Source organism: Weissella sp. MSCH1 (assembly GCF_045799135.1).
Classification (GTDB): domain Bacteria; phylum Bacillota; class Bacilli; order Lactobacillales; family Lactobacillaceae; genus Weissella.
In genome coordinates, this window is sequence record NZ_JBJMBA010000043.1 from 59,933 (window position 1) to 73,039 (window position 13,107).

The 13,107-nt window shown below is 45.5% G+C and carries 13 protein-coding genes; 3 read left to right on the forward strand and 10 right to left on the reverse strand.

The window, feature by feature from the left end:
* Positions 1-143 precede the first annotated feature (143 nt).
* Positions 144-1,328: an MFS transporter gene (locus ACJ28U_RS08380; RefSeq protein WP_407618956.1), complete on the reverse strand. Its 1,185-nt coding sequence runs from the start codon at positions 1,326-1,328 to the stop codon at positions 144-146.
* Positions 1,329-1,551: 223 nt separating this feature from the next.
* On the opposite strand from ACJ28U_RS08380, the gene ACJ28U_RS08385 reads away from it, so the two are divergent.
* Positions 1,552-1,947, forward strand: coding sequence for a hypothetical protein (locus tag ACJ28U_RS08385; RefSeq protein WP_407618957.1), 396 nt, complete (start codon positions 1,552-1,554; stop codon positions 1,945-1,947).
* Positions 1,948-2,037: 90 nt separating this feature from the next.
* Here the strand turns inward: ACJ28U_RS08385 and ACJ28U_RS08390 are convergent, their stop codons facing one another.
* The gene (locus ACJ28U_RS08390; RefSeq protein ID WP_407618958.1) at positions 2,038-3,138 is read right to left on the reverse strand and encodes a M24 family metallopeptidase; all 1,101 of its coding nucleotides are present in this window, start codon (positions 3,136-3,138) and stop codon (positions 2,038-2,040) included.
* A gap of 251 nt (positions 3,139-3,389) precedes the next feature.
* Between ACJ28U_RS08390 and ccpA the strand changes: the two genes are divergently transcribed.
* Entirely contained in the window at positions 3,390-4,391 is a 1,002-nt protein-coding gene (gene ccpA, locus ACJ28U_RS08395) for a catabolite control protein A (protein ID WP_407618959.1), read from the forward strand.
* A gap of 55 nt (positions 4,392-4,446) precedes the next feature.
* Here the strand turns inward: ccpA and ACJ28U_RS08400 are convergent, their stop codons facing one another.
* Both ACJ28U_RS08400 and ACJ28U_RS08405 read right to left on the reverse strand, forming a co-directional pair.
* A complete protein-coding gene (locus ACJ28U_RS08400) occupies positions 4,447-5,019 on the reverse strand; it encodes a hypothetical protein (protein ID WP_099087469.1) in 573 nt (190 codons plus the stop codon).
* 15 nt (positions 5,020-5,034) lie between these two features.
* On the reverse strand, positions 5,035-5,424 hold the full coding sequence (locus ACJ28U_RS08405) for a DUF948 domain-containing protein (RefSeq protein WP_010372520.1): 390 nt from the start codon (positions 5,422-5,424) through the stop codon (positions 5,035-5,037).
* A 307-nt stretch (positions 5,425-5,731) separates the two neighbouring features.
* Between ACJ28U_RS08405 and ACJ28U_RS08410 the strand changes: the two genes are divergently transcribed.
* Complete coding sequence (locus ACJ28U_RS08410) at positions 5,732-6,451, forward strand: MIP/aquaporin family protein (RefSeq protein WP_407618960.1); 720 nt, start codon at positions 5,732-5,734, stop codon at positions 6,449-6,451.
* A gap of 86 nt (positions 6,452-6,537) precedes the next feature.
* Here ACJ28U_RS08410 and pepF read toward each other — a convergent pair whose 3' ends face one another.
* The 6 genes from pepF to ACJ28U_RS08440 all read right to left on the reverse strand — a co-directional run bounded on the left by pepF (position 6,538) and on the right by ACJ28U_RS08440 (position 13,099).
* A complete protein-coding gene (gene pepF / locus ACJ28U_RS08415) occupies positions 6,538-8,352 on the reverse strand; it encodes an oligoendopeptidase F (RefSeq protein ID WP_407618961.1) in 1,815 nt (604 codons plus the stop codon).
* A gap of 39 nt (positions 8,353-8,391) precedes the next feature.
* Positions 8,392-9,426, reverse strand: a complete 1,035-nt coding sequence (locus ACJ28U_RS08420; RefSeq protein ID WP_407618962.1) for a competence protein CoiA — start codon at positions 9,424-9,426, stop codon at positions 8,392-8,394.
* 98 nt (positions 9,427-9,524) lie between these two features.
* Complete coding sequence (locus tag ACJ28U_RS08425) at positions 9,525-10,889, reverse strand: PTS sugar transporter subunit IIC (protein WP_063082908.1); 1,365 nt, start codon at positions 10,887-10,889, stop codon at positions 9,525-9,527.
* A gap of 66 nt (positions 10,890-10,955) precedes the next feature.
* Positions 10,956-12,407 (reverse strand): 6-phospho-beta-glucosidase, encoded by a 1,452-nt coding sequence (locus tag ACJ28U_RS08430; protein ID WP_407618963.1) that lies wholly within the window; start codon positions 12,405-12,407, stop codon positions 10,956-10,958.
* A gap of 5 nt (positions 12,408-12,412) precedes the next feature.
* Positions 12,413-12,736: a PTS lactose/cellobiose transporter subunit IIA gene (locus ACJ28U_RS08435; protein WP_010372502.1), complete on the reverse strand. Its 324-nt coding sequence runs from the start codon at positions 12,734-12,736 to the stop codon at positions 12,413-12,415.
* A 45-nt stretch (positions 12,737-12,781) separates the two neighbouring features.
* Complete coding sequence (locus ACJ28U_RS08440; protein ID WP_010372498.1) at positions 12,782-13,099, reverse strand: PTS sugar transporter subunit IIB; 318 nt, start codon at positions 13,097-13,099, stop codon at positions 12,782-12,784.
* Positions 13,100-13,107: the final 8 nt, after the last annotated feature.

Sequence of the window (13,107 nt, forward strand, 5' to 3'; positions counted from 1 at the left end):
GAGTTAGCGCAAAAAAGCGCCAGAGTTAGATCATCACTGACCTATCCCTGACGCTTTTTTACAATCTACTCGAATCTTATCTCTATCTAATGTATCAGATTTTCATGAATTGTGCGAACTTTTATCGAAAAGACTTTAACCAATTATTTTACGCGACGGCCATGAACCAAGAAGTACCAGATTAATGCAATCACGGTCACTAAAATCATCAACTGGTAAAGTCCAGCAAACCCAATACTTGGTTCGATTAACCCCAACAAATATGGTCCAACACCAAACGCCAAGTCAAAGAAAATGAAATACGTTGACGTTGCATAAGACATGCGTTCAGGTGGCACAATTTTTGAAATCGTCGCTTGTGCAGCTGATTGGAAATTACCAAAGCCCAAGCCGATAAAGATCGCTGCCAAAACGAAAACGACTACATTATGAACGTTGCTCAACAAAATAAAGCCGATTGCTAACAACACCAAGGCTGGATAAATAATGAAATTTTCATTCTTACTGTCAGCCAAGCGACCCGTGAATGGCCGACTGATGAAGATAACCGCTGCGTAAATCAAGAAGAAGTATTCCGTTACCTGGCTCATATGTTGGGCCTTCATAAAGAAGGACAAATAACTTTGAATCGCTGAATACGTCAACGTGGCAATGAATAAAGCCATAGCCAGTGGAATAGCCTTGGGCTCCATAAAACGGTGCAACCCGGTCGATGCTTCCGTTGTTGCAGTTTTTGTCGCTGTGTGTGCCTTGATGTCAACCGCTGACTTGTGAATAAACAACGTTGCCAAGAATGCCAATCCAGCGATTCCTGTTTCAACATTAAATAGGAAACTATAACTCACGCCACTCAGAGCCAATCCCAAGAAAGGACCCAAGGCCGTGGCAATAACTGTACTTAGTGAGAAATATGAAATCCCTTCACTTCGACGTTCTGCTGGCACAACGAAGACAACCGCTGTATTTGTCACCGTCCCAATTAACCCAATCATCATACCTTGGATAAATCGGATTAATAGCAACACAATCATTGATGTCGCAAAATGATAAGCAACCATCGTTGGAATCAGCACGAAGGCACCAATCAACAGCATTGTCTTTGTCGAAATTTTCGCCAAAATGGCTCCCGACATCATACGCATCACCAACGAACCAATAACAACAATCCCAACTAACAGCCCACTAACCGCTGTCGACAAATGTAACACATCAACAGCATATGGCCCAATCGCCACAATCAAACTATAGAATGTGATTAAAACTAGGAAATTTATCAGCGCAATCTCAAGGAAAGACTGATTAAATATCTTGGCTTTTCCAGAATTCATAGTAACCTCTACTTTCTCAACAATAAATAACTGCAATTCCTGCACCGCTTCCGTGCAAAAAAATGTCGCCCAAAAAGACGACTTATCTATGTTACGCTTATTTTCAGAAAGTATCAAATATCGCACGGCATTTTCAGCAAATGACCCACCGTAAATTCTGCGCGCGTTGTGGTTGAGTGTGTTATGCTAAGACTACCAACTAATAAGAGAATCGAGATTGCAAATGGCAACTTACAACCTAACCGACATCATGGACTTACTCAAGCTCTGGGGTGTTGACTATCCAAACAAGCAAAAGAACCGCGTTAAATTCGATGCGTTCAAAAAGGACTTGCGCAAGAAAATCGAAGAGACTTTCGAAACCGAAGCGACTGCCTTACAAGCCGTTTCACCTGAATTAACCGCACCAGTCAAGCCTAACCCGGTCACTGGCCAAACAACCACCTACACGGCGCGCCATGTCTTATGGTTGCTCGATCAACCCGTATTCTTAGTTTGGGTGATTAAGCACGCAGCCCGCCAAGACGCCTTGTTACCACACTTACAAGTGATGAAGAATACGCCTTGGACAAACGACACAGAAGACCACGCCGAGACAATCATTGCCAATTGGCATTAAAAAAGAGGCTGAGACAGCAGCCGTTGTCTCAACCTCAAAAGCCACAAATCTCCCGATTCATAGTCGGTGGATTTGTGGCTTTTTAGTTAACTAATCAATAATTCGCAATTCCTTTGACGAATGCGTAAATGAATCAGCACCCGTTTCCGTCATCACGACAGAATCTTCAATTCGGATTCCTAGGTCCCCAGGAATATAAATCCCTGGTTCAATCGAGAAGGCCATGCCCGGTTGCAATACCAAATCATTCCCCGTCGCAATTTGAATAGACTCGTGTACAGATGACCCGATACCATGCCCCAAACGATGAACAAAGTACTCGCCATAGCCGGCCTTGGTGATAATATCACGGGCAATCGCATCCAACTCTCCCGCTGTCATACCTGGCTTAGCTTGAGACTGGGCTGCCAATTGCGCTTCCAAAACCACGTTGTACACATCTCGTTGGTGATCTGAGACGGTTTGAAAGGCAACTGTTCGGGTTGCATCTGACACATACCCTTCATAAATCGTGCCCAAATCAAACAATGCCAAATCCCCACGTTGCAAAAGTGTCGAACCCGTATCGCCGTGAGGCTCAGCCGCGTGTGCACCGAATTGAACCAAGGTCTCAAATGACATGCCAACAACCCCGGCTGACTTCAAGTCATATTCAAGTTTCGCCATCACTTGTAACTCTGACACACCCGCTTGCATCGCAGCAAAAGCAAATTCGAATGCTCGGTCTGCATCTTCTCCAGCCTTGTGCATCTTAGCAATTTCATCCGGTGTCTTAATCAAGTGCATCTCAACCATGACTGGTGACAAGTCACCCACAAACTTTGCATCAGGTACTGCCGTTTGCAAAGCTGCTGCTCGGTCCAACGTCATTTGTCCCTTTTCAACGGCCCATGTTGTCGCATGTTGCGTGTGCTCATGAAGATGTTGTGCAATCAGTTGGTAAGGTTGTTCGTGATCTTGATAACCGTACACGGGGTGCGTCCACCCAGCCCCCTTAACCGCTTCCACTTCCAATGCTGGCGCAAAAATAAATGGTTCATCTTGTGGGAAAACAACCAGCGCTAGAACGCGCTCGATTGGATCCGATTCAAAGCCAGTTAAATATGAAATTGAGTGGAAATCTGAAAAATAGGCGACATCCAATTGGTTTTCATTCAGCCAATTTTGAATCTTTGCTAACTTATCCGTCATATTAAAGAATCCTCGTTTTTCACGTTTCTTTTCATTGTACGCTCATTTTCAGAAAATGCGCAACTCCTCACTATTGTGTGCTAGAATATAACATTGTGTGAATTCATTGTTTTTATGAAAACAACGTATGAAAACATGGTACAATCACATTGTAACCGTTTGCAGTTATGCAAAGGTACGAGCTTGAAAGACAAGCTATGAAAATAACATGATTGTTTAAAGACAGATACAAGACCCAAAGGAGAATCGACATGGAAAAGCAGACCATCACGATTTACGACGTGGCCCGCGAAGCAAAGGTTTCAATGGCTACAGTTTCACGTGTTGTTAACGGCAACGCCAACGTTAAGCAAGAAACAAAAGAAAAGGTTGAGGCGGTGATTGAACGCCTTGGCTACCGTCCTAACGCAGTCGCCCGCGGCCTTGCCTCACGTCGCACAACGACAATTGGTGTTGTGATTCCAGATGTCACGGACCACTACTTTGCTGAGCTAGCGCGTGGTATTGATGACGTGGCCGCAATGTACCACTACCAAATTATCCTAGCAAACTCTGATGAGTCCGACACAAAGGAACTACAAGTGCTTGAAAATCTTTTGAGCAAGCAGGTTGACGGGATTGTCTTCATGGGAAACTTGATTGACGACGGTATTCGCAAGGAATTTGCCCGTGCTGATGTGCCGATTGTGTTGGCTGGATCAGTTGACCACGTGTCAGAACAACCTTCTGTCAACATCGACTACACAACTGCAATCGGCGAAGCAACCACTAAGCTGCTAAAGAACGGCCACAAACGGGTTGCCTTTGTAACCGGTAGCCTAGATCACGGCATTAACCGTGAATTTAAGCTTAAGGGATACATGAATGCCCTTGCCGTTGCTGGTGTTGACTATGATGAAAGCCTGGTCTTGCAAGGTGACTATGATTACCAATCAGGTTATCAAATTGCTACTCTGGTCCAAGAAGCAAAAGCAACTGCCGCTGTCGTTGTTAACGATGAAATGGCTGCCGGCTTGTTGAATGGCCTAACCGACGCTGGTGTCAACGTACCTGATGATTTTGAGTTAATTACAAATAATAACTCAAAAATCGCGGTGATGACCCGGCCACAAATGTCATCAATCACGCAGCCAATCTACGATCTTGGTGCAGTTGCCATGCGTATGCTAACCAAATTAATGAATCACGAAGAATTGGCAGTAAAGAACATCATCTTGCCACACGGCTACATTGACCGCGATTCTACAAAGTAATAACCAAAATGAAAAGCGTATCACGTTTACTGTGATACGCTTTTCATTTTGGTTATTAAAGCTCTGACAAGCCCTTCTTACCTGATTCTGACAAACCTTGCGATGGTTCCAAAACTTCAGGCGTAATCGTCTTTGCTTCTTCAACCGCAACTGGCTCTTCTAAATCATCGAAAGCCTCTGACAAAGATGGTGCTGTCGGATCCAACACAATGTCAATGTCTTCCTCAGCCAATTCTGGGGCAACCTTGCTCCGGACTTGATCCTTAACTTCAGCTGCCTTTGACTTCGCTTGGTCAGCTAAATCTTGTGCTTGGGCCTTCAAATCATCCGCCTTAGCGCGTAGGCCAGCCGTCTTTTCAGACGCTTGCGACTTCAAATCGGCAACTTTACCGTCCAACCCCTTCTCAGCTACAAGCTCATCGGCACGATCCCGAACTGAAGCAACAGCGTCCGTTGCAGCATACGTATAGTCAACTGCCTTGTCACGAACATCCACAACAACGTCATCAACCTTTGCCTTCAACTTACTTTGCTCCTCAGCTGACAAGCTCTTGTAGTAGGCGTACCCAGCTGCGGCAGCTACCCCACTAAACAACAATCCTGCTAGAAATCCCTTACCCTTAGACATGCGTTTACCCTCCAATTATTTACTTGATGATGCTTGAGACTTACGTGCTTTACGGAATCCGTTAACCGCGGTTACCGCTGATGCAACACTGGCACCCCGTGATGAAGCTGTTTTCTTCACCTTGCCAGTCAAATCGTGGGTTGCAGCGTTCAATTCTGAAACCGACGTGCCCAAATCAGCCACCGCTTGGAATGCGGGGTCGATTGTGGCGACCTTGCCATTTACGTCATTCAATAAAGTATTCGCGTTTGCCATAATATCATTCGCTTCGCGCGCAATAATATCGACATCGCGGGTAATTACGCCCAACGTGCGCGTTAAACGCACAAGGAACAAACCGATAAATAGCACCAATAACAAAACCGCGACTGCGATTATAATTAATGCAATTTGACCTGGTGTCATAGTTCTGCCTCCAAACATATTTGATACCTTTAATTTTACCTGTTTATTGAAAGCGTTTCAATGAAAGCGAATCTAATATTATTAGTCTGTTGTGTGTATGGATTATCCATTCGGGTAAACTAAGCCTGGGATACTTTCACAGTCGCTTCGTATCATGTGCACAATTTTACAAACTTGTTAAAAACCCTTAATATTCCTTGTTATCACAACAAATGTTTGATAAATTGGTAAGCGTTCGTGTGTGCGCAGAAATGCGACATAATTTGTTTTGGTTAAACATGTCACTTTTTATTTTTTTGGAGGAATTATGGACCACTCATTAGTAGTGCGCTTGTTCGCTGAATTTTTTGGAACAGCATTTTTGGTTTTATTGGGTAACGGAGCCGTTGCCAACACAGAATTGAAGAACACAAAGGGAGAAGAAACTGGTTGGCTGAACATCGCCGTTGGTTACGGTGCTGGTGTGGCTATCCCAGCAATGGCATTTGGTGCTTTCTCTGCTCAAATTAACCCCGCTTTCACGTTAGCCTTGGCCGTTGTAGGCGACTTCCCTTGGTCAGAAGTTTTGCCATACATTATCGCCCAAGTTTTGGGAGCTATGTTTGGTCAAATGTTAGTGGTAGCCGCATACAAGCCATACTTTGACTTGACCACAAACGTTGACGCCGTTTTCGCGCCATTCTCAACAACTGATGCTGCTAACTCACGACTGAATGGTTTTATCAACGAATTCGTTGGTACGTTTGTCTTAGTATTCGGCGCTTTGGGAATTACTTCATCTGAAGTTTATAAAGGTATCGCCGGTCTAGCACTTGGTGTCCTAGTTGCAACGTTGGTTACGTCATTAGGTGGTGCAACTGGACCTGGTTTGAACCCCGCCCGTGACTTTGGACCTCGATTGGTCCACGCCCTGTTGCCATTGAAGTTCAAGGGATCATCGCACTGGGAGTACGCTTGGGTTGCCATCTTGGCCCCAATCGCTGGTGCAATCGTCGCTTCAACTTTGTACTGGGCATTGTTTAAGTAAAACACGAAGGGAATGGCGTTATTGCCGTTCTACCAAACGTAAAAAGCACAATCTCATCGAGATTGTGCTTTTTTAATACTCACTAGTTATTCAGCAGCTAATTCCGCCACCAACGCTTCAAATTCGTTCAAGCGTTCTTCGAAGACTTTGAATGTGTCACGCAAGTAGTCTGGCTGAGTCATATCAAGGCCAGCCTTCTTCATCACATCGATTGGGAATGCAGATGATCCGGCCTTCAAGTATTCCTTATAAGCCGCCACAGCCGGTGCCCCTTCAGTCAAAATCTTGTCGGCCATCGCCGTCGCAGCAGCAAAACCAGTACTGTATTGGAACACATAAAAGTTGTAGTAGAAGTGTGGAATACGCTCCCACTCGTGCGCAATTTCATCATCAAACGTCAAGGCTGGACCGTAATAACGTCGGTTAAGCTCACCATAGGCCTCATCCAAAACATCTGCCGTCAAAGGCACGCCTTGCGCATCGGTAACGTGCATCCATTGCTCAAACTCTGCAAATTGGGTTTGACGGAAGACTGTTCCCTTCACGCCGTCCAAGTACTGATTCAAGATATACGCACGCAACTTCTTGTCCGTCACCGTCTTAAGCAAGTAATCCGTCAACAAGTTTTCGTTGGTCGTTGACGCAATTTCGGCCAAGAAGATTGGGTAATCGCCGTAATGATAAGGCTGATTTTGACGAGTCAAATATGAGTGCACCGAGTGACCCATTTCGTGAACTAAAGTGCTCAAATTGTTCAAGTTATCAACCCAGTTCAACAAAATAAATGGGTTTGTATCGTATGAACCACCTGAGTAGGCCCCTGAACGCTTGCCCTTGTTCTCAATGACATCAATCCAACGATTATCAAAGGCCGTATTGACAACTTCCAGATAATCTTCACCCAATGGTGCCAACGCTTTCAACGCTTCAGCCTGAGCTGATTCGTAATCAATCGTAAAGTCAGGTTCGCCCAAAATTGGGGTATACAAGTCGTAGGAATGCAACTCGTCTAACCCTAACAATTGCTTTCGGAGTGCCACGTAACGATGCAACAACGGTAACGCCTCATTTACTTCGGCAACCAAGGTATCGTATACCACTTCTGGCACATGGTTACCCGCCAAAGCAGCTTCACGCGCATTGTCATAGTTATGAACAGCAGCCATAAAGTTATGACCCTTCACGTGACTTGCAATCAAAGATGCAAACGTATTTTCAAGTGAGACATATGACTTGTAAAACGTTTGGAACGCATTTCGACGCACTTCTGGGTCAGTCGACTCCAACAAACGTGAATAAACCCCGTTTGATAACGTCTCCAGTTCACCATCTTCGTTGGCGACAGCTTCAAACTTAATATCGGCATTATCCAGCACACCAAACGTCCGTTCTGAAGCCCCAAAAACATCCCCGGCAGCAGCTAACAATGCTTCTTGGTCTGGCGTTAAGACGTGACCTTGTTGCGTCAGAATGCTCTCGAAGTAATGCTTGTACGCACCCAGCTTAGGTTCTGCTTCAAAAAAGGCCGTTAATTCAGCTTCTGAAAGTGACAAAACAGCTGGATCAAAGAATGCGATAGCCGCAGAAACACGTGCCGCCAAGGCTTCAGCTCGATTGCTCAACCCTTGATAATAAGCGTTGGCTGTATCTTGGTCTGACTTCATTGAAGCATAGACATACAACTTTTCTAAGTCACGCATCACACCCAAGCCGTATTGCAACGCATTGTACAAATCTGTACCAGACGTCGTTGCTGATTGGGCGAAAAAGTCCGCTGACTCTAATCGATCGGCCAATTCTTCAAAGGCATCTTCCCACGCTTCATCAGAAGCAAAAATCGTCTGCAAATTCCAAGTCATTGACTCGGGCAATGCATCTCGTAATGGTAATTCTTTGGCCATTGCTCGCCACCTCATTTCAAAAATGTTAGCTTTATTCTATCACTTACTGACAACTGTATGCACGTGAGAACGTAATTCTCGTAATTTTTGATTGAAATCTGCAAACCAATGCACGTTCGCGACCAAACACCAGCGGTCATTTGTTAATTGCACGACCCCCATCGACTGCCATAACGCCAATAACTGGTTTAACCAAAGCTTCGCAACAGTACTAGCCGAGCTGGCCCCAAACGCGAACCATTCAGCCCGTTCAACGATCGTTAGTAATTGGTCAGCATGGCAAGGCCCCTTCTCGAGCCTGCTGATCAATTGCGTGGCTAGCATCCAATGAGCGGTCTTTAAACCGCCTGGCAATGGTTTGCTAATATGGCAACAAACCGGAATCCCGGTTACCGTCCGTTCCTGCTGATAGAGTTGTTTCTGTAGTTGTCTGATACGCCGGTCACGCCGCACAAGTTGTTGTTGGATTTTTGCCAATTGGCGAATCGGATCAGAATAATCATTACGCCCAACGTGTACTCGACCATCAACTGTCCACCATTCACGCCACTGAATGCCGGCTTTACCACGCCATAATGCCACTTGCAGCGTATCTTGTCGAATGCGTGCAAACTTCGCCAGTGTCGCCTGTTGTAATTTTCGTTGCTGGTAGGTCGGTCCCAATACCCATACAACATCTAACCCTAACTTAGCAAAACCAGCGGTCCGACGTTGCACCCGTTCGGCACTGATTGGTGCACATTGAAATTCAATTGCCACTTGTCGATTGTCAAACGTCACAAGCAAATCCGGTCGTTGTTGAATCTCAGGTAGCCAAGGCTCCAACACCACTCGACCACCAATGCCTTCAAAGAAGTCAACCATTGCTAATTTTCCCAGCAAATGAACTGCCGATTCACCTTCAGCCAATGCCTGACATTTTTGTAAGCTTGTATGCGCAAAATGGGCTTGTTTCAGTCGTCCTTTCTTCACTGTCACTGGGTTCTGACACCCGGGACAAACATAGTTACGTTGTTTATCAGCCTTATCCGCAGTCATTAGTACGCTTGTGCCGAACGTTTGCGCAATGTACATCTCATCACCTCCACTAAAGATAGACGCACGTCACCAACATTTGTCCAAAAATAAAAAAGCACCACTCAGAACGAGTGATACTCTTATCAAGATTAGATTTAGTTAGCTGGGTTTTCTTCCAACTTTTCAATATCAGCGGCTGATGGTTGTGCATCACCTTGTTCTTCAGCAAGCAATACCTTGTCGTACTTGCGGGCAAATGGGTAATACATGAATCCTGTCATCACAAGCATAACCGCTTGCCACAAGGCACCTTGCCAACCACCGACAATCAAACCAGACACAATTGCCGGCGTCGTCCATGGCACATACATACCGTTAAATGGTGGAATAATGCCCATTGCAATCACGGCATAAGTCGCAAAACCTGAAACCAATGGCGTCAAAATGAATGGGATAGCCAACAATGGGTTCAAAACCAATGGTAATCCGAACAAGATTGGTTCATTGATGTTGAACAACGCTGGGACAATTTCCAACTTTCCAAGCGTCTTCATTTGCACTGACTTGGCACGAACCAACATAAAGATAACCAATCCGATTGTCATACCTGACCCAGTCACCGTAATGAATTGATCCATGAAGGCTTGCGTCACAATGTGCGCCCCGTTATCCAGCGTCAACTTACCAGCCTTATACAAAGCCAAGTTATCAGCGTTGTTTGCCAATAGCAATGGCGTCATGATACCACCCACGATTGTGGCACCGTGGACACCGAAGAACCACAAGAACACTGGCAAGAAGGCGACAACGACAACACCCAACGGTCCATCAGTTGCGTGTTGCAATGGTGTTTGAATCGTGGCATAAATCCACTCAACCATCGTTGTGTTAAAGCCAAGCTTGAAGATACCATAAATGGCTGTTGCGACCGTAACAATTGCAGCACCCGGAATCAAAGCCGTAAATGACGCCGCAACGTTAGCCGGCACTTGTTCTGGCAACTTGATGGTAAAGCCCTTCTTCATGAACCATGAATAAGACCAACCAACCAACAATCCAACGATGATGGCCACGATCATACCCTTACCACCAAGCCATGCCTTATCAATCACACCTGACACTTGCCAAGCCGTTGAGACACGTTCTGGGTTCGCGATGCTAGTCACTGACTTAACCGTATCCGGTTGCAAAATGATGTCGACCACAATGGCCAACATACCGGCAGGCACCGCATCGTGCCCCTCATCACGCACCCATGAGTACGCAATACCGAATACGGCAAACAATGCCATAATACCAAATGATGCGTTGTTTGCTTGCATGAAAATTGGACCTAAGCCAATTTCATTTAAATAATCTTGGACGCCTTGAATTGGGAATTGTCCCAAAATCAAGAAGACCGCGCCAATAACAATGAATGGAATTGGGTAAAGCATTCCATTCTTAATTGCCGTAACCGCCTTCGTGTTAACGAATTTCATAACTGGCGGCAACAACTTTTCATTGATGAAATTATTCATGTTGTTTTCCTCTACTTATTTCGTATCGTTACTTGCATGTCATCACCAATTCTCAATTTTATTAACCTACCCCAAATCCTCTCCATTTGAGGCAATCACTTGCTGGTACCACTTAAATGAGTCCTTACGGTAACGGGCGCCCGACCCTTGGCCCATGTCATCCAGGTCGACATAAATGAAGCCATAACGCTTCAACATTTCACCTGTTGAAGCCGACACAATGTCAATTCCTGACCATGGTAGATAACCAATTAGCGGAATGCCATCTAAGACAACCGCCCGCTCCATCGCTTGGATATGCCCTTGGAAATAGGCAATGCGATAATCATCGTGCACTTCATGCTCTGGGGTCAATTCGTCATAGGCACCAAAGCCGTTTTCGACGATAAACATTGGTTTATGCCAACGATCCCACATCCAGTTCATTGCCCAACGGACGCCAACTGGATCGATTTGCCAGCCCCAGTCTGACTTTTGCAAGAATGGGTTGTCACCGTGATTTGCTTCCTCATCGTATTCCAACCATTCATCGCCAGTATCGGATACTGTCCAAGACATATAGTATGAAAAGGCGACATAATCCACGGTATTCTCAGCCAAAATCTTTTCATCCGCCGGTGTAATATCGATTTTGAAACCCTTGTGTGCCCAGAACTTTTTTAGCCAGTTTGGATACTGGCCCGTTGCATGGACGTCACCCCAGAAATAACGCGACTGCATCGCCCGTTCTGCCATCAAAATATCTTCTGGCTTCGAGGTAGCTGGATAAACTGGATTCATGGCAATCATATCACCGACCAGTAATTCGCATCCCATCTCACGTGCGATTTCATGGGCCCGCTTTGTCACCAATGCGGATGCCAATAACTCATAGTGTGAAGCTTGATACATCAGTTCTTGCGCTTCGTCTGCCTGATAATCAAGCAACCCTGAGTTTTGCAGCATCGGATGCGGATCCATCCAAGACGTTTGATTATTAATTTCATTGAAGGTCATCCAATACTTGACGCGATCCCCATAACGTAGCATCACCGTATCGGCAAACTTCAAGAAGAAATCAATGACTTGACGGTTACGGAACCCGCCGTACTTCTTAACCAGATGCAATGGCATCTCGAAGTGACTTAACGTGATGACTGGCACGATGTCATTTTCAATCATCGCATCAATCATTTTGTCATAATGAGCCAAGCCGGCTTCATTTGGCGTTTCTTCATCCCCATTTGGAAAAATACGCGTCCACGCAATTGATGTACGGAAAGCCTTTAAGCCCAGTTCCTTCATCAACTTAAAGTCTTGTGGGTATGACTCGTAAAAATTAATGCCTCGGTGGTTCGGATAGTTACCATCCGGTAAAACTTCATCCGTTACTTCACGGGGCACCCCATTTTTGCCGGCCAACATCACATCAGCAATCGACACACCCTTGCCATCAACATCCCAAGCGCCTTCAAGTTGATGCGCAGCAACGGCAGCTCCCCATAAGAACCCCTCAGGCATTTGGTATCCTTTAACCATTGCAATTACCCCTCCAACTTTTGGACACGCTTCATCAACTCAATTAGTTCAATAGCCATGTCGCGGAACGTAATGGCATTCATCAAATGATCTTGGCCGTGAACCATATATAGATCAACTTCTGTGTGCTCACCTTGGGCTTCCTTGGTTAGCATATCCGTTTGCACATCGTGTGCCGCCTTCAGCTCTTCGTTCGCGAGCTTCAAAGCACCCTCAGCTTCGTCAAATTTGCCTTCCTTCGCAAATTGAATCGCTTGGAAAGCCTGGCCCTTTGCGTTGCCGCCGTGCATAATCAATCCCATAACAACTTCCATACGTGCGTCATCCATGGCTATATCCCCCCGTTGTTCGCTATTTAGTATCGTCTGATGCGATTACATCATGGCCTCGGCCGTTGCCAAAACCTTATCACCCTTCATCATGCCGTAATCCATCATGTTGATAACATCCATTGGAATACCAGCTTCATCAGTCTTCTTCTTAACTTCATTCTTCATGTATTGTACTTGTGGCCCAAGCAACAACACATCTGGCTTTTCAGCTGAAGCTAATTCACTATCAATATCTGCCGTTGACTTCGCGAAAATCTTGTAGTCCTTACCAGCTGCCTTTGCTGCATCTTGCATCCGTTGTACCAACATTGACGTTGACATACCTGCGGCGCACGCTAACATAATTACCTTATCTGCCATGATAAAAT